Raw genomic sequence first — 16,336 nt, forward strand, 5'->3', positions numbered from 1 at the left:
CCGTGAGGCCGCCACGATCCACCGGTGATACCAGGAGCGCACAGCCCCTGTGGGCCGACGCGAAAGGTCAATTGTCGCCTAAAACGAGCTCGCTGGCGACAACTGCCTGCGCATGCCTTACGGCATATACATGCCGCCGTTGACGTGCAGGGTCTCGCCGGTGATGTAGGCCGCCGCCGGCGAGGCCAGGAAACCCACCGCCTTGGCGATGTCGGCTACCCCGCCGAGCCGGCCCAGCGCGATCTGGCCGAGCAGCGCCTGCTTCGACTCTTCGGGCAAGGCGCGGGTCATGTCGGTATCGATGAAGCCCGGTGCCACCACGTTGACGGTGATGCCGCGTGTGCCGATCTCGCGCGCCAGCGACTTGGAGAACGCAATGATGCCGGCCTTCGCTGCCGCGTAGTTTGCCTGGCCCGGATTGCCGGTGAGCCCGATCACCGAGGCGATCGAGATGATGCGACCCTTGCGCGCCTTCATCATGCCGCGCATCACTGCCTTGGAAGTGCGATAGACCGAGCTGAGGTTGGTGTCGAGGATGACGTTCCAGTCCTCCTCGCGCATGCGCATCAGCAACTGGTCGCGAGTGATGCCGGCGTTGTTGACCAGGATCGACACCGCGCCGAATTCCTTGGTGATGCCATCGATCAATGCGTCGACTGCAGCACTCTTGGTGACGTCGAGCACGCGGCCGTAGCCACCAAGCGTAGCTAGCCGCTCACCGATTGCCGCAGCGCCGCTCTCACTGGTCGCGGTGCCGATTACGGTGGCGCCCATCGCGGCCAGTTCATCGGCAATCGCCGCACCGATGCCACGACTGGCGCCGGTGACCAGCGCGATTTCACCTTGCAGTGGCTTGCTCATCTTTAGAGGTTCCTGACATTCAATCGATAGAAGAAATCATGCATAACGCGAGAAGGTCACGCCCACTCGGCGAACGCGGTATCCAGTTCGACCGGCGCACCGATCGCGCGCGCCTCGACCGTCTTGTCGATGCGCTTGATCAGGCCGCTCAGCACCTTGCCGGGACCGCATTCAGCGATACGGGTGGCACCACCCGCTGCCAGCGCCTGCACGCATTCGGTCCAGCGCACCGGCAGGTACAGCTGGCGCTGCAACGCGCCGCGAATTTCGTCGACCGTGCCATAGCTGCGCGCCTCGGCGTTCTGCATCACCGGGATCGACGGCAGCTGCCAGTTGATCGAGCCCATGCGCTCACCCAGCTTGTCAGCAGCATCACGCATCAACGCGCAATGCGACGGCACCGAAACAGCCAGCTTGATCGCCTTCTTCACGCCCAGCTCGGCCAGTCGCGCCAGCGCGCGATCGACTGCCTCGGCATTGCCGGCGATCACCAGTTGGCCGGGTGAATTGAAATTGGCCGGCGATACCACCTGCCCCTGCGCCACTTCCGCGCACACGGCGGCAATCTGCGCGTCGTCGCCACCAAGGATCGCTGCCATCGCGCCGACGCCGGCCGGCACGGCTGCCTGCATCAAACGGCCGCGCTCGGCCACCAGCGCCGCCGCGTCATGCAGCGACAAGGCACCGGCACAGACCAGCGCGCTGTATTCGCCCAGGCTGTGACCGGACAACTGCGCCGGTTGCGCGCCCCCCAGCTTCTGCCATACCCGCCACACAGCCACACTGGCAGCGAGCAGCGCCGGCTGGGTGTTCTCGGTGCGGTTGAGCTGGTCTTCTGGCCCGTGCGCGCTCAAATTCCACAGATCGAGCCCGGCGCCCTGCGAGGCCTCGGCAAACGTCGCCTGCACTTCGGCATGCGCAGCAGCCAGTTCGGCCAGCATGCCAACCGACTGCGAACCTTGACCGGGGAAAACGAAAGCGAGCGAAGCGGAAGTTGAACTCATGGATACGCAGATCCCGTCGACGAAAACCGCCATGGTGCCAGTATCGCCGCCCATACGCAGCTGTATTCGTTATTTTGCGGGGCGGAAAAACACGATGCCGCCCGAAGGCGGCATCGTCGAGAAAGCTTGGACCAGCGTGACTCAGTAGCGCAGCAACGCCGAGGCCCAGGTGAAGCCGCCGCCGAACGCTTCCAGCAGTAAGTTCTGGCCGCGCTGCACCTTGCCCGAACGCACCGCGTAATCGAGCGCCAGCGGCACCGAACCGGACGAGGTATTGGCGTGCTTGTCGACCGTGACGATGACCCGCTCCATCGACATCTTCAGCCGCTTGGCGGTCGCTTCGATGATGCGCAGGTTCGCCTGATGCGGGATCAGCCAGTCGATGTCCGATTCGACCATGCCAGCTGCCTGCAGGGTTTCATCGACCAGCGAGTCGAGCGTCTTCACCGCAACCTTGAATACTTCACGACCGGACATCTTGATGCGCACGCCATGGTTGGGCTCGTCGTTGAAACCGACCGAGACGCCCACCGGGTTGTACAGCAGATGCTTGAAGCCACCATCGGCATGCAGGCAAGTGGCATAGATGCCCGGCTCGCTGGAAGCTTCCAGCACCACGGCACCTGCACCATCGCCGAACAGCACGCAACTTTCGCGTTCGGTCCAGTCGACCATCCGGGTCAATGTCTCGGCACCGATCACCAGCACTTTCTTCGACTGCCCGCTCTTGATGAACTTGTCGGCAATGCCCAGCGCGTAGACGAAACCCGAGCAAGCCGCGTTGACGTCGAACGCCGCGCAGCCGTTCGCACCCAGCCGGTGCTGCACCAGGCAGGCAGTGGACGGAAAGATGATGTCCGGCGTGGTAGTGCCGAGCACGATCAGGTCGAGCTCGGACGCCTTGACGCCAGCCGCTTCCAGCGCACGCTGCGCGGCAAGGAAGGCCAGATCGCCGGTGGTCTCGCCGTCGGCAGCAATATGGCGCTGGCGAATGCCGGTGCGGGTGTGGATCCACTCGTCACTGGTGTCGACGATCTTTTCCAGATCGGCGTTGGTGACCACGCGCTCGGGTAATGCGCTGCCGGTGGCGATGATGCGGGAGTAGATCTGGGACATTCAGCTATCCATCAACGAAACAGAGGATTGAACGCCTTGGCGGCGTCTGTACAGCACCGCAACGTTACGTTCCGGTGGACATAAACGCAAAACGGCGCGTCGCCGCGCCGTTCCGCATGATCGCATCGAGGAATCCCGAGGGATCCCGCGAACCGATCAATCCTCGACCGACACCGCACCCTTGGTTTCGATCACTTTCTTGCCGCGGTAGTAGCCATCCTTGGTGACGTGATGGCGCAGATGCACTTCGCCACTGGTCGGATCGGTGGACAGCTGCACGGTCTTCAGCGCGTCGTGCGAACGGCGCATGCCGCGGGTGGACGGGGTACGGCGGCTCTTGGCAACTGCCATGGTAGTTCTCCAACTGAAACTTGATGATCTGTTTCGACAAAACCAGGATCGGATGATCCGGGTCGGTGGTTACTTCTTCAGTTCGCGCAACACCGCGAACGGATTTTCGGAGCGCCCCTCGCCGGCGGAATCTTCTTCCGGGTCGTGGCCTGTCACTTCGTCGGGCAAGCTGCTGTCCGGGTTGATCGGAATCAGCGGCAGCGCCAACAGCAATTCGTCTTCGATGACATCCGCCGGATTCAACCGGCCATCCTCGGCCACCAGCAGCGGTTCGCAATCAGGCGGCAAGCCAGCCTCATCACGCTCCTGCTTGATCAAGCCGAGCCGGGTGTTCACCGTCACCGGCAGTACAAACGGTTCCAACGTGCGCTGACAAATTAGTGCCAGCGAAGCCTGCGCGCGAACATCCACATAGTTCGTGCCCATGCTGTCACAGCCGAAATCCAGCTCGAACTGCACCACGCCGTCGGTACCCGCAAGGGCTCCGCACAGGCGTGCCATGGACGCGATGGGTAGCGTTCCCTCGAACGAACGCCGCGCCGAGACCATGCGCCAAGCGTCCACGGACTCTGGCAGTGTCACGGACATAATCGCGAAATGTTAGGTATGAAGCCGCCTAAAGTCAACTGGCACGGCTGTCCCGAGCCATCGAACGGTTGCTACCCGGGCTTATTTTGCCTGATCCGGCCCCGATGCGGCAGACTGAATCCCTTCGCCGCCTGAGCTGCCATCCGTGAATGACTATCTGACGCTCAGCGTCGCCATCTTGCTGGTGTTGCTGATTGCCGGTGCCAGCTGGGGACTGATCCTGCGCCGACGTCAGGCGCTGCGCAGCCGCAGCCTGCAGAACCTGCTCGACCTGGCCGACCGGCTGGAAGCCGACCTGAAGACCTGTCGTTCCGGCCTGCAGCAGGCGCATGCGGTGATGTCGCTCAATCCCGACCTGCCCGCCGCCAGCGAGCAGGACGCCCGGCACGCCATCGACGGCGGTCTGCGCGCCCTGCTGCAGCAACGGCTATGGATTCGCGACCACTCATCACACGCCGGCCAGCACGAACTGGACGAGGCCGCCCGCTCGATGCGCAGCACCGACGAGCGCCTGCAACCCCTGTTGCAGGCGCTGACCCAGGCCCAGCGCGACCTGAACAGCGCCATGCGCGAACATATCCGGCGCGAGTCCGATACATGAATCCGGCAGCACCGCTCTCACCCCGGCTCGTGCTGGGTTCCACCTCGCGCTACCGCGCCGAGTTGCTGCGCCGGCTGACGACGGATTTCGAGCAATGTGCGCCCGGCACGGACGAGTCCGCGCTGGCCGGCGAAACCCCGGTCGCACGCGCACTGCGCCTGGCGATCGCCAAAGCCGAGGCCGCCGCAGACGGCCAGCAGGGTGCGTTGGTGATCGGTTCCGACCAGGTCGCCGAACTCGACGGCCTGATCCTCGACAAGCCTGGCACGGCCGCACGCGCGCACGCCCAGCTCACGGCCTGCTCCGGCCGCGAAGTGCATTTCCACACGGCGCTGTGTCTGCTCGACACCCGTAGCGGCCATCGGCACACCCATGTCGATCACACTCACGTGCGCTTCCGCACCTTGAGCGCGGCAGAAATCACGCGCTACATCGAACGCGAGCAACCGCTCGACTGCGCCGGCAGCTTCAAGTGCGAAGGCCTCGGCATCAGCCTGTTCGAGGCGATCGACAATCGCGATCCCAGTGCACTGATCGGCTTGCCATTGATCGCACTGGCACGCCTGCTACGCGAGGCCGGTATCGAGCTGCCGTAGAACTCGGGTACGCCGAACAGTCGCTACACTGCCTGTCGACCACACAACCCGCCTCGCATCGAAGAAACCATGTCTGCAATCACTCCGCTACGCGATGAAGGTCTGCAACAGCGCCTGGATGCCGCGATGGCCCAGGTCAATCGGGTTCTGCTGGGCAAACCGCGCCAGGTGAAACTGGCGTTCACCTGTCTGATTGCCGGCGGCCACCTGCTGCTGGAAGACGTGCCGGGCGTCGGCAAGACCACCCTCGCGCATGCGCTGGCCGCCAGCTTCGCGCTCGATTTCCAGCGCGTGCAGTTCACCAGCGACCTGCTGCCGTCGGACATCATCGGCGTCAGCGTGTACGAACGCGAGACCGGCCAGTTCCGTTTCCATCCCGGCCCGATCTTCACCGGCCTGCTGCTGGCCGACGAGATCAACCGCGCCAGCCCGAAGACCCAGAGTGCGCTGCTGGAAGCGATGGCCGAGCATCAGGTGACGGTGGATGGCCAGACTCATCTGCTGGCGCAGCCGTTTTTCGTCGTCGCCACGCAGAACCCACTCGACCTCAACGGGACCTTCCCGCTGCCCGACTCGCAGCTCGACCGCTTCATGTTGCGGCTGTCGCTGGATTATCCGGATGCGGCCGCCGAACGTGCGCTGCTCACCGGCAGCGATCGCCGCGACCTGTTGGCACAGTTGACCCCGCAACTCGATGGTGCCGCCCTGCTCGCTCTGTATCGGCAGGCGCAGACGATCACCGCCAGTGCCGCCCTGCTCGACTATCTGCAGGCCTTGCTCGCCGCCAGTCGCCGGCATGCCGAGGTCCGAGTGGGCCTGTCGCCGCGCGCCGGGCTGGCATTACTGAGCGCAGCACGTGCATGGGCGCTGCTCAGCGGTCGTACGCACGTGCTGCCGGAAGACATCCAGGCGTTGTTCGTGCCGCTGGCCGCCCATCGTCTGCTGTCGACCCGAGGAGCCAGCGGCGACACGCTGGCGCGGCAGCTGCTGGCCGAGGTCGCGGTGGATTGATGCGCGACATCCTGCGGCGCATGCAGACCTGGGCCGAACGCCGACTGCCCGCACTCACTCGCTATCGACGCCCGGAAAACCTGCCGATCGAACTGCATCGGCGACGCATCTATATCGTGCCGACCGGCTTCGGGCTGGGGTTTTCCGTGCTGCTGCTGGTGATGATGGTCGGTGCACTGAACTACACCAACAATGCCGCACTGCTGCTCACCTGTCTGCTTGGTGCCGCCAGTGCGACCAGCATGCTGCTGGCGTTTCGCAGCCTCGACAGGCTGCGGCTGAGCCACATCCGCGCCGGCCATGCGGTTGCCGGCCAGCCGATCGAGCTCATGCTGGTGTTCGACTCCCGCCGCAACCGCAGCGCAATCCGGGTCGACCTCGAGCACAGTCGCACCGCCTTCGCCATCGGCGCGAGCGGATCAGCCGAGGTGAAACTGACCCTGCCGACCGCGCACCGTGGCTGGCAGATGCTGCCGCGCCTGCGCCTGTGGAGCAGTTGGCCGCTAGGCCTGTTTCGCGCTTGGAGCTGGCTGCATCCAGAACAGTCGGTGCTGGTCTGGCCGCGACCAGAAGCAGCCGGCCCACCACCGCACGCCGCTGCTGACGACGCTCGCCACATGCGCCTGCACCAAGGCGACGAACTGGCTGCACTGCGCGATTACCGCGTGGGCGACCCGCAGCGACACATCGCCTGGAAGGCCAGTGCCCGTCATGCCAACCTGCTGGTGAAGGATTTCGAGCAACCGCAAAGCCGCCCGCAATGGCAGCTGGACTGGCGCCAGTTGCCCGGGCTGGACCACGAAGCGCGCATCGCGCGGCTGGCCCGCTGGCTGGGCGAAGCCCAGGCGCAACAACGCAATTACAGCCTGTGGCTGCCCGGCGATGAGATCGCCAGTGGCAGTGGCCCGCTGCATTACGCGCGCTGCATGAATGCACTGGCGCAACTGCCATGATCGCGCCGCCATCGCGCAAGGCTCGCAGCGAGACACCGATCGACATCCGCAGCTTCGATCTGCTGAGTCTGACCACGGCCTTCGTGCTCGGCCTGCACGCAGCACATCTGCCATGGTGGCTGGACATCACGCTGGCATTGCTGCTGGGCTGGCGCTGGTGGCAACGGCGCCAGCGCGCCGGGCGCGTGCCGCGCTGGCTCAAGTTGCCGCTGCTGATGCTGCTGACGCTGGCTGTGATTACTTATTACGGCAGCATTTTCGGCCGCGAGCCAGGGGCGGCATTCGCCATCGGCCTGCTGATCCTGAAACTGCTGGAGACCGAATCCGCTCGCGATGTCCGCGTCGGCATCGGCTTCGCCTGCTTCGCGCTGATGACGGCACTGCTGTTCGATCAGGGACTCATTGTCACCGTGATCGTCGCGCTCGGCTTGCTGCCGGCTCTGGCGACCTTGCGCGCACTGGAACCGGCGCAGACACCCATGACGCTGCGACGATCCCTGCTGCCGGGCCTCGGCCTGCTGGCGGCGGCGTTGCCGCTGGCGCTGCTGGCGTTCCTGCTGGTACCGCGACTGAGCTCACCGCTGTGGGGCGCCCCGTCACCCCGAGAAGCCCGCACCGGACTGAGCGACCGCATGTCGCCGGGCAACTTTACCGACCTGCTCACCGATGACCGCCCCGCACTGCGGGTAAGTTTCGGCGGCACGCCACCACCGCCGGATCAGCGCTACTTCCGTGCCTATGTCATGTGGGACTACGACGGCACCAACTGGAATTACGTGGATCTCGTCTATCGTGCACCGGTCGAGCTGCTGACCAGCCACACTATTAAGTACCAGATCAGCATGGAGCCGACGCACCAACGCGTGCTGCCGATGCTGGATGTGCCAGTCGATGCGCCGGAGGGTGCAAGGCTGCGCCAGGATCATGTGGTCATGGCCGACAGGCCGGTCAACGATCCACTCACCTATACGGCACAATCAGCTGTGCAATACCGGTTGCAACCGGAACTCGGCATCCAGGCGCGCCAGCGCGGGCTGTCCCTACCCGTCGGCTTCAACCCGCGGGCCCTCGCACTCGGACGCGAATGGCGCCAGCGCTACGGCAATGACGATGCCGCGATCGTGCAGACTGCGCTGGCGTTGTTCCATGATGGCGGCTTCAGCTACACCCTGTCGCCGGCCCCGCTGGGCCGCGACGCGATGGACGACTTCCTGTTCAATACCCGTGAGGGCTTCTGCGAACACTATTCGTCGGCGTTCACCGTACTGATGCGCGCCGCCGGTATCCCGGCGCGGGTGGTCACCGGCTACCAGGGCGGCTACTGGAACCAGGTGGGCGATTACCTGCTGGTGCGTTATTCCGACGCCCATGCCTGGAGCGAGGTGTGGCTGGCTGGACGTGGCTGGGTACGCGTCGACCCTACCGCTGCGGTACGCCCGGAGCGGGTCTCGCTGGGCGCGGCTGCGGCCGCGGGCGAACAACTGGCCTGGTATCGCAATGACTGGTTGCAAGGTCTGCGCAATCACTGGGACATCGTCAACCGCTGGTGGGGTGAAGGCGTTATCGGTTTCGATGCAGTGCGCCAGCGCGGCCTGCTGACGCCATTCGGCATCCGTGATGCCGACACGAAGACGCTGGGTGCCTTGCTCGCGATCGGCAGTGTGCTGTTCATTGCGATCGGGCTGGGCTGGGCATTGTTGCGGCGGCAGGCACGCGACCCGTTGCGTGCCGCGCTGCGCGAACTGGAGCGGAAGCTGGCGCGCAGGGGTGTCGTGCGCCGGCCCAGCGAAGGTCCGCAGCATTACCTGAGCCGTGCCGCCCGTGCGCTACCGGGGCAGCGCGACGAACTCGCCATGTTGATGAGGTGTTACCTGGAACTGCGCTATGCCCATGACGAACCGCCGCCTGAATCGTTGCGAGACTTTCAACGCGCGGCACGGGATTTTCGGGTCGTCCGCGTGGTCAAATGAAAACCGACGCGATGGCGCATGCCATCGCCCTTGATGGAGAAGCAGTCATGTCACTGTACCGCCCCCTTACCCTCGCTGCAGCGATCGCCTTGCTGGGCGGATGCGCCACGATTCCCCAACCATTGCAAGGCACCTATACCGACGTCTCCACTACCAGTGCCCAGCAGGGCGGCGCCGGGGGCACCCGCGTGCGCTGGGGTGGCGAGATCATCAAGACCGAACCGGGTCAGCAGGAAACCTGCTTCTACCTGCTGTCGCGTCCGCTGGACAGCGAGGCCCGTCCGCAGGGCGGTAACGCCGGGGAGAATCAGGGACGCTTCGTTGCCTGCCGCGCCGGCTTCTATGATCCGGAAGTATTCACTCGCGGACGCGAGCTGACGGTGACCGGCACACTCCACGGCGCGGTGTCGCAGAAGGTGGGCGATTACGACTACGCCTACCCGCGTGTGGAGGCCGATGTGGTCTACCTGTGGCCGAAACGTGTCGCCTACGCGGCTTACCCGCCGGGTTACTACGATCCGTTCTGGGGCCCTGGCTTCGGCCCGTACTGGGGCGGACCGTGGGGTGGCTACTACGGCTACGGTGGTCCGCGGGTGATCGTGGTACGGCCGCCACCTCCGCCGCCGGCAGGCAAGTAATCGCAGACAGGAACGCCGGCATCAAGCCGGCGTTCCTTTATCCCCACATCTCGCCACGCTCAGCCGGGCGGCCAGTGCAGACGGCGACCAGCCAGCAGATGCAGGTGCAGGTGGAACACGGTCTGCCCACCGTCCTCGTTGCAGTTGAGCACCGTGCGATACCCCTGCTCGGCTAAACCCTGCTGCTTCGCATACTCGGCCGCAGCCAGCAGCAACTTGCCGAGCAGGGTCGCATCCGCCTCGGTGGCGTCATTGAGTGTGGCCAGCGCCCGCTTGGGAATGAACAGCACGTGCACGGGTGCCTGCGGATTCAGATCGCGGAACGCCAGCACTTCGTCGTTCTCGTAGACGATGTCGGCCGGTATCTCGCGGCGGATGATCTTGCTGAAGATGGTGTCGCTCATGCTCGCTTGCTCCGTGTGAGTCAGTCCAGCAACTGTCGGCCGCCGAACGCATGCGCCAGCGTGCTGCGATCGACGTATTCCAGTTCGCCGCCCAGCGGTACACCGTGTGCCAGCCGGGTCGGCCGCACGCCACCGGCACGCGCCAGCTGCGCCAGATAATGCGCGGTAGCCTCGCCTTCCACCGTGGGATTGGTGGCAATGATCAACTCCTCGATCTCGCCCTCGCCCAGTCGCTGGGTGAGTTGTGCCAGCCCCAATTCCTCCGGCCCCAGTCCGTCCAGCGGCGACAGCCGCCCCATCAGCACGAAGTACTGGCCGCGGTAGCCGGTGGCCTGTTCGATCGCCGCCAGGTCGGTCGGCGACTCCACCACGCATAACACCTGTCGGTCGCGACTGCTGCTGGCGCAGAGTGAGCACAGCGGCTCCTCGCTGAAGTTGCGACATTGGCTGCAATGGCCGATGCGCTGCATCGCCTGCTCCAGCACGGCGGCAAGTCTCAGCCCGCGCTCACGCTCACGCTCCAGCAGATGGAAGGCCATCCGCTGCGCACTCTTGCCGCCCACGCCGGGCAGGCAGCGCAGCGCTTCGATCAAGTCAGCAAGAAGATTGGATCCGTTGCTCACGATCAATCAAAACGGCATCTTGAAGCCGGCCGGCAGGTTCATCCCGGCGGTGACGCCGCCGAGCTTGTTCTTGCTGACCTCGGCCACCTTGTTCACTGCGTCGTTGATCGCGGCAGCGACCAGATCTTCGGCCATCTCCGGGTCGTCGGCAAACGTCTGCCGGTCGATCTGCACGCGACGCACTTCATGCGCACCGGTCATCACCACACTGACCAGGCCGCCACCGGCGCTGCCGGTGACTTCCAGCTTGGCGATCTCGTCCTGCGCACGCTTCATGTCTTCCTGCATGCGCTGGGCCTGCTGCATCAGCTGACCGATCTGTCCTCTCATCACACTGCTCCGGCTTCAACTTTCAGGGTTCAACTATCAAGGGGTTTGACGGACTGCGGCACCACACGCGCACCGAATTCGCGCTTCAACGACTGCACGAGGGGATCACCTTCGATCGCCAGCTCGGCCGCCGCCTGTGCCGTATCGCGCGCCTGCGCGGCGCGCGCTGCCGGTGTCTGCGCAGCGGCTTCGTGGCTGCTGCTGACGAAGCGCAAACGGATGCGTTCACCGAGCACCTGGCCGATGCGCTCCTCCATCTGGCTGACCATCGGCTCTACCGCCAGACTCATGTGCGCAGGCTGCAGCGCGAGCACCAGAGTCTGGCCGTCGCGTTCGCGCAAGACTGCATTCTGCGCCAGCAAGCCGAACGGACCACGCAAGGCGGCCTGCTCGATCAAGCTTTCCCAGTTCGGCAAGCCGTTGGCATCACGAGCTACTGAGGCCACCACCGCTGCTGGTACCGCTGCCGGGCGGGTTGCCGGCTCCGTACGTGGCGCTGGCGGGGAATTCTGCTGGCGCTCGGCCGCCTCAAGAGGACGCACCGGCGCCACGCTTGAACGTGGCGCCGGTGGTGTTGGCGTTGCGTTGCTGGTGGCGGCAGGTCTTTCGGTACGCGCCGCTGGTGCGCCATCGCCGGGCCGAAACGCCAGCATGCGCAGCAACGCCATCTCGAACCCTGTACGCGCGTCCGGCGCCAGCATCAGGTCACGCCGACCGGAGGTGGCAATCTGGTAATACAGCTGCACGTCTTCCGGCGTCATCCGCTCGGCCAGTGCGACCAGCACACCGTCATCGTCGCTGTCTTCCTCCGGCCGGTAGCCGGGAATCAGCTGGATCAGCTGCAGCCGATGCAGCACGCTGGCGATATCGTCGAGCACGCCACCGAAGTCCGGCGAGTACGAGGCAATCTGGGTGCACTCGACCAGCAGCCGCTCACCATCGCCAGCGGCCAGCGCGTCGAGTACGCCCAGCACCTGCCCGCGCGCCACGCTGCCGAGCATGGTGCGTACGTCATCGGCATGCAGCGCACCGCCGCCGTAGGCAATCGCCTGGTCGAGCAGCGACAGGCCGTCACGCAAGGAGCCATCGGCAGCACGCGCGAGTTCGCCGATCGCGCTGTCTTCGTAGGCAATGTTTTCCGCGGCAAGGATGTGCCGCATCTGGCCCGAGATTTGTTCGGGCAACAACCGCTTGAGGTTGAACTTCAGGCAGCGCGAAAGCACCGTCACCGGCAGCTTCTGCGGATCGGTGGTGGCGAGCAGGAACTTCACGTGCGGCGGTGGTTCTTCCAGCGTCTTCAGCAACGCGTTGAACGCGTTCTTCGACAGCATGTGCACCTCATCGACCAGGTACACCTTGAAGCGACCGCGCGACGGCGCGTACTGCGCGTTCTCGATCACCTCGCGCACATCGTCCACGCCGGTATTGCTGGCCGCGTCGATCTCCAGCAGGTCGACAAAGCGACCTTCGTCCACCGAGGTGCATACCGAGCATTCGCCGCAGGGATCCGCCGACTGCCCGCGCTCGCAGTTCAGCGACTTGGCGAAGATGCGCGCGATGGTGGTCTTGCCGACACCACGGGTGCCGGTGAACAGGTAGGCGTGATGCATGCGTCCGGTCTCGAGCGCATTGGTGAGTGCGCGCACCACATGCTCCTGCCCGACCAGCTCGGCGAACTTGCGCGGGCGCCATTTGCGAGCGAGTACCTGATAAGACATGCCTGACTACCTTGGGGCGAACAGTGATTGTGCCAAGTCGGGCGCGGTTTCGGTAGGAGCGGCTTCAGCCGCGATCGGGCTGACGAGGATTGTGGCCTGGACCGCCCGCACAGGCGCATCCCGAAAAGGCGGCGGCCCCGCCAGCCACACCCCGGCACCCGAATCATTCGCTACCGTTGCTTCCTTCCGGACCTGGCGGAGTTTGCGAACTATCGTCGCGGGGGGACCGACGGGGCCACCATAGACGTGGGCTGCTGAGCCCTGAAACTGATATGAAACTAGAAGTTGGCGGAGAGAGCGGGATTCGAACCCGCGATACGTTTTACCGTATACACACTTTCCAGGCGTGCTCCTTCAACCACTCGGACACCTCTCCGCATGAAACTCTCTTTGTCGGGCATCCGGCCCGGCAAAGAAGCGGAAGGATAGCGTCAGGCCCGGTTACAGGCAAGCGGACGCAACCGGATTCAGCCGGCATCGGCCCGCGGCGTGGACGGTATGCCCACGTCTATCCGGTCACCCGTGGCGGCAATGCGGTAGCCAAATGCGGCCAGCGCCGTGCCATCCGCCACACTGCCATAGTGGTACAGCAGCAGCCGCGAGCGCATCGCCTCGTTCGGATATTCCCGCTCGATGTCGTCGATGCCGGTGTGCGATGGATTACCGACCAGGCTGCAATCGTGCGCGATCACTTCATTGCCATCGGCGTAGCGCGCGAGGGCTTCGGGGATCGGACGGGTGTCGCCGGTGTAGACGAAGCTGCCGTCCAGTGCGAGTCCGTACGATGTGCCTGGCACGTGGTGCCGGGTGGCGAACACGTCGAACCACAACCCGTCAAGCCAGAACCCGCGCGTGCACGGCACCAGGCGGAATGCTTCCCAGAAATTGACGCCGCCCTCGGCGAGGGTACCGGGATAATCCGCCACGCGCGCCTGCAGCCAGGGAATCAGTCCGGCATGCGCAAACAACCGGGTGGTACCGCGCAGGTGCGGATCGAACCACAGCCGGAAGAACAACCGCTCCAGCCCGGCCACGTGATCCATGTGGGTGTGCGTGATGTACAGCGCCGGCGGCAACGCGTCGTAGGCAGCCATGTAGCGATCCAGCGTATCCGGGCCGCAGTCGATCAGCAGCTGCGGCACGCCGGCGCGCTCCAGCACCACGGCCGAAGAGCCGAGTTCCACCGCATGGGCGGCGCCCACGCCTAGAAAATGCAGATGCCAGTTCATGGAGTCAGGGTACGCCCGTATCGGTAAAGTAACGGTTGCCAGACGGCTTTCTCGAAGACCGCTTCGCCCTGACTGGCAGCACCGAGCTTGAGCAGCGAACGGCGCAGGCGCTGCAGGTTGGCCTGCTGCCAGGTAACAGCCGGCGTACGCAAGCGGCCACGGTCGAAGTCGATCAGATACAGCTCGTCCGACGCCACCAGCACATTGTGTGCATTCAGGTCGGCATGCCAGATGCCAGCGCGATGAAAGCGCGCCACCAGCGCACCGACTTCTTCAGCCAGCTCGCTATCCAGCCGTCCTTCCGCCAGGCATTCGGCCAGTGTCTGCGCATGGGCAATGCGACGAGTGATCAGGTCGGCGCTGTAGAACAGGCCGTGCCGGACATAGCGCGCGGCCACCACCGCCGGCCCGGGCAGACCGAGCCGGGCAATTTCGCCGAGCAAGCGGAATTCCGCGAACGGACGCGTGCGTTCGACCCCGGTCCACAGATAGCGATCACCCATCAGCGCAGCGACCAGTCCGCCACGGTGATAATGCCGCAACACGCATTCACCAGCCGGCGTCGCGATAATCGCCACACCACCGCGCCCGCCCGCCTGTGTATGCAAGGCGCTGCGCTCGCGCCAGTAGTTCGGCGCAAACCACTCGTGCCCGACTTGTGGCGACACCGCGGCATCGAACAGAATCGCGCCGACTGCGTCTTTGTATGTGCGTTCCTGCATCATCAGTGCTGCCGCACTCCGGTCACCGTTCACTCTCAGGTAATTCTAGCCCAAGCCCCCATGACCCCGAACCCGACGACTGCCGCCGCCTCGATCTGCCTGCTGCGCACCTCCGCCATCGGCGACGTCACCCATGTGGTGCCGCTGGTACGTACCCTGCAACAGGCGTGGCCGGACACCGCACTAACCTGGATCGTGGGCAAGCTGGAACGCAAGTTGGTCGGCGACCTGCCCGGGGTGGAGTTCGTCACCTTCGACAAGGCTGCTGGCTGGGCTGGCATGCACGCGGTGCGTGATGCATTGCGCGGACGACATTTCGATGCCTTGCTGCAGATGCAGGTGGCGATGCGCTCGAACCTGCTGAGCATGGGTATCAAGGCGGAGCGCCGCGTCGGCTACGACCGCGCACGCGCGAAAGACCTGCACGGTCTGGTCATCAACGAGCGCATTCCGGCGCGCAGTGGCGAACATGTGCTGGATGCGATCGGCAGCTTTTGCGAGCCGCTGGGGCTGAAGCAGACCTCGGTGCGCTGGGACATCCCGATTCCCGATGAAGCACATGCGTGGGGCGCCGAACAACTACCCGGCGATACGCCGACCCTGCTGGTCAGCCCTACTTCAAGTCATGCGCTGCGCAACTGGCGGCCGGAACGCTATGCCCGGGTAATGGATCATGCCGCCGCCCGCGGCTGGCGCGTGGCGCTGATCGGTGGCCCTTCGGCGATTGAGCGCACGATGGCCGATGCGGTGCTGGCTGCGTGCCAGCGCACGCCGCTCGACCTCACCGGCAAGGACACGCTGAAGAAACTGATGGCCATGCTCAGTCGCGCACAGCTGTTGCTGACGCCCGACTCCGGCCCGATGCACATGGCCAACGCCGTGGGCACCAAGGTGCTGGGTCTGCATGCGGCGAGCAATCCGGATCGTTCCGGCCCCTACTCCGACCGCCGCTGGTGCGTGAACAAGTATGACGAGGCCGCACGCAAATACCTGGGCAAGCCGGCCAGCGAGATTGCGTGGGGAAGCAAGATCGAGAGGCCCGGCGTGATGGACCTGATCGGCATCGATGAGGTGATCGAGCGCTACGAAGCCGCAGCGCGCGACCAAGGTTTTCTGTAGGAGCGGCTTCAGCCGCGATGCCTTTTGTCCATCACATCAAGGGCATCGCGGCTGAAGCCGCTCCTACAGGCAGCGTCAAACGGCGCGGTAATCCTGGTACGACTTTTCCTCGACCAGCTGCGAGCCTAGCTTGAGGTTGATCTCGCGCTTGAACGCCGCGCGCTCGTCGTTGCGGAAGTACACCGCACGCGCCAAATCGATGAACTCCTGATCGAACGCCTGCGCACGCTCCTTCAGACGGATCTTGTCCTCGATATCCCACAGCAGCTCGTTCACTTCCAACAACCGTGCGCGCTCGGCGGCGATGTCGGTGTGCGAAGCGGCGTGGTTGGCCCAGGTCGCGTTGAGCAGATCCAGCTCGTTGCGCACATTGACCAGCTTGGCCTCGTCGGCAATCCGCTGCGACTTGATCTCGAGGATGGTGATCTTGTCGATCAGTTCGCCGAACGACACGGGTGTTTGGATCAGGCTCATGGGCTTGGTTCCAGTAAAGGAGATGAGG

20 protein-coding genes, 1 tRNA gene and 1 other RNA gene are annotated in these 16,336 nt (G+C 64.8%); 8 read left to right on the forward strand and 14 right to left on the reverse strand.

Going from position 1 to position 16,336, the window contains the following annotated elements:
• Positions 1–117: 117 nt before the first annotated feature.
• Positions 118–861 carry a 3-oxoacyl-ACP reductase FabG gene (fabG, locus tag B0E48_RS11425; protein ID WP_077518206.1) on the reverse strand — a complete coding sequence of 248 codons (744 nt, stop codon included), beginning with the start codon at positions 859–861 and terminating at the stop codon, positions 118–120.
• Between the two features lie 56 nt (positions 862–917).
• Positions 918–1,865, reverse strand: coding sequence for an ACP S-malonyltransferase (gene fabD, locus B0E48_RS11430; protein ID WP_077518422.1), 948 nt, complete (start codon positions 1,863–1,865; stop codon positions 918–920).
• On the opposite strand from fabD, the gene B0E48_RS17790 reads away from it, so the two are divergent.
• Positions 1,864–2,013 carry a hypothetical protein gene (locus B0E48_RS17790; protein ID WP_168170344.1) on the forward strand — a complete coding sequence of 50 codons (150 nt, stop codon included), beginning with the start codon at positions 1,864–1,866 and terminating at the stop codon, positions 2,011–2,013. The genes fabD and B0E48_RS17790 overlap by 2 nt on opposite strands.
• Here the strand turns inward: B0E48_RS17790 and B0E48_RS11435 are convergent.
• The 3 genes from B0E48_RS11435 to B0E48_RS11445 form a co-directional block, all read right to left on the reverse strand.
• Positions 2,007–2,981 (reverse strand): beta-ketoacyl-ACP synthase III, encoded by a 975-nt coding sequence (locus B0E48_RS11435; RefSeq protein ID WP_077518207.1) that lies wholly within the window; start codon positions 2,979–2,981, stop codon positions 2,007–2,009. The two genes, B0E48_RS17790 and B0E48_RS11435, sit on opposite strands and share 7 nt — an antisense overlap.
• A 156-nt stretch (positions 2,982–3,137) precedes the next feature.
• Positions 3,138–3,332 carry a 50S ribosomal protein L32 gene (rpmF, locus tag B0E48_RS11440; protein WP_077441856.1) on the reverse strand — a complete coding sequence of 65 codons (195 nt, stop codon included), beginning with the start codon at positions 3,330–3,332 and terminating at the stop codon, positions 3,138–3,140.
• Between the two features lie 69 nt (positions 3,333–3,401).
• Positions 3,402–3,881: a YceD family protein gene (locus B0E48_RS11445; protein ID WP_077518208.1), complete on the reverse strand. Its 480-nt coding sequence runs from the start codon at positions 3,879–3,881 to the stop codon at positions 3,402–3,404.
• A 184-nt stretch (positions 3,882–4,065) separates the two neighbouring features.
• Between B0E48_RS11445 and B0E48_RS11450 the strand changes: the two genes are divergently transcribed.
• The 6 genes from B0E48_RS11450 to B0E48_RS11475 all read left to right on the forward strand — a co-directional run bounded on the left by B0E48_RS11450 (position 4,066) and on the right by B0E48_RS11475 (position 9,689).
• On the forward strand, positions 4,066–4,521 hold the full coding sequence (locus tag B0E48_RS11450) for a hypothetical protein (RefSeq protein ID WP_077518209.1): 456 nt from the start codon (positions 4,066–4,068) through the stop codon (positions 4,519–4,521).
• Entirely contained in the window at positions 4,518–5,117 is a 600-nt protein-coding gene (locus B0E48_RS11455) for a Maf family nucleotide pyrophosphatase (RefSeq protein ID WP_077518210.1), read from the forward strand. Before B0E48_RS11450 ends, B0E48_RS11455 begins: the two co-directional genes overlap by 4 nt.
• A gap of 69 nt (positions 5,118–5,186) precedes the next feature.
• Positions 5,187–6,128 carry a MoxR family ATPase gene (locus tag B0E48_RS11460; RefSeq protein WP_077518211.1) on the forward strand — a complete coding sequence of 314 codons (942 nt, stop codon included), beginning with the start codon at positions 5,187–5,189 and terminating at the stop codon, positions 6,126–6,128.
• Positions 6,128–7,081, forward strand: a complete 954-nt coding sequence (locus tag B0E48_RS11465) for a DUF58 domain-containing protein (RefSeq protein ID WP_077518212.1) — start codon at positions 6,128–6,130, stop codon at positions 7,079–7,081. The genes B0E48_RS11460 and B0E48_RS11465 overlap by 1 nt, the downstream gene beginning before the upstream one ends.
• Positions 7,078–9,051, forward strand: coding sequence for a DUF3488 and transglutaminase-like domain-containing protein (locus B0E48_RS11470; protein WP_077518213.1), 1,974 nt, complete (start codon positions 7,078–7,080; stop codon positions 9,049–9,051). The genes B0E48_RS11465 and B0E48_RS11470 overlap by 4 nt, the downstream gene beginning before the upstream one ends.
• 47 nt (positions 9,052–9,098) lie before the next feature.
• The gene (locus tag B0E48_RS11475) at positions 9,099–9,689 is read left to right on the forward strand and encodes a Slp family lipoprotein (RefSeq protein WP_077518423.1); all 591 of its coding nucleotides are present in this window, start codon (positions 9,099–9,101) and stop codon (positions 9,687–9,689) included.
• Positions 9,690–9,748: 59 nt separating this feature from the next.
• On the opposite strand, the gene B0E48_RS11480 is transcribed toward B0E48_RS11475, so the two are convergent.
• From B0E48_RS11480 to B0E48_RS11515, 8 genes are all read right to left on the reverse strand, one after another.
• Complete coding sequence (locus B0E48_RS11480; RefSeq protein ID WP_077518214.1) at positions 9,749–10,093, reverse strand: histidine triad nucleotide-binding protein; 345 nt, start codon at positions 10,091–10,093, stop codon at positions 9,749–9,751.
• A 20-nt stretch (positions 10,094–10,113) separates the two neighbouring features.
• A complete protein-coding gene (gene recR, locus B0E48_RS11485; protein ID WP_077518424.1) occupies positions 10,114–10,716 on the reverse strand; it encodes a recombination mediator RecR in 603 nt (200 codons plus the stop codon).
• A gap of 6 nt (positions 10,717–10,722) precedes the next feature.
• The gene (locus tag B0E48_RS11490; protein ID WP_077441864.1) at positions 10,723–11,046 is read right to left on the reverse strand and encodes a YbaB/EbfC family nucleoid-associated protein; all 324 of its coding nucleotides are present in this window, start codon (positions 11,044–11,046) and stop codon (positions 10,723–10,725) included.
• Between the two features lie 29 nt (positions 11,047–11,075).
• Positions 11,076–12,764 (reverse strand): DNA polymerase III subunit gamma/tau, encoded by a 1,689-nt coding sequence (gene dnaX, locus B0E48_RS11495; RefSeq protein ID WP_077518215.1) that lies wholly within the window; start codon positions 12,762–12,764, stop codon positions 11,076–11,078.
• A 135-nt stretch (positions 12,765–12,899) separates the two neighbouring features.
• Positions 12,900–12,996, reverse strand: an RNA gene (gene ffs, locus B0E48_RS11500) — signal recognition particle sRNA small type.
• A gap of 54 nt (positions 12,997–13,050) precedes the next feature.
• Positions 13,051–13,140: transfer RNA gene (locus tag B0E48_RS11505), tRNA-Ser, on the reverse strand.
• A 91-nt stretch (positions 13,141–13,231) separates the two neighbouring features.
• Positions 13,232–13,993 (reverse strand): MBL fold metallo-hydrolase, encoded by a 762-nt coding sequence (locus B0E48_RS11510; RefSeq protein ID WP_077518216.1) that lies wholly within the window; start codon positions 13,991–13,993, stop codon positions 13,232–13,234.
• Complete coding sequence (locus tag B0E48_RS11515; protein WP_077518425.1) at positions 13,990–14,721, reverse strand: 3-deoxy-D-manno-octulosonic acid kinase; 732 nt, start codon at positions 14,719–14,721, stop codon at positions 13,990–13,992. The genes B0E48_RS11510 and B0E48_RS11515 overlap by 4 nt, the downstream gene beginning before the upstream one ends.
• A 54-nt stretch (positions 14,722–14,775) precedes the next feature.
• Here B0E48_RS11515 and B0E48_RS11520 point away from each other — a divergent pair, with 54 nt between their 5' ends.
• Positions 14,776–15,834, forward strand: a complete 1,059-nt coding sequence (locus tag B0E48_RS11520; RefSeq protein ID WP_077518217.1) for a glycosyltransferase family 9 protein — start codon at positions 14,776–14,778, stop codon at positions 15,832–15,834.
• A gap of 75 nt (positions 15,835–15,909) precedes the next feature.
• On the opposite strand, the gene B0E48_RS11525 is transcribed toward B0E48_RS11520, so the two are convergent.
• Positions 15,910–16,308, reverse strand: coding sequence for a DUF6165 family protein (locus B0E48_RS11525; protein ID WP_077518218.1), 399 nt, complete (start codon positions 16,306–16,308; stop codon positions 15,910–15,912).
• Between the last annotated feature and the right edge of the window lie 28 nt (positions 16,309–16,336).

It is taken from the genome of Rhodanobacter sp. C03 (genome assembly GCF_002001175.1).
Classification (GTDB): Bacteria; Pseudomonadota; Gammaproteobacteria; order Xanthomonadales; family Rhodanobacteraceae; genus Rhodanobacter.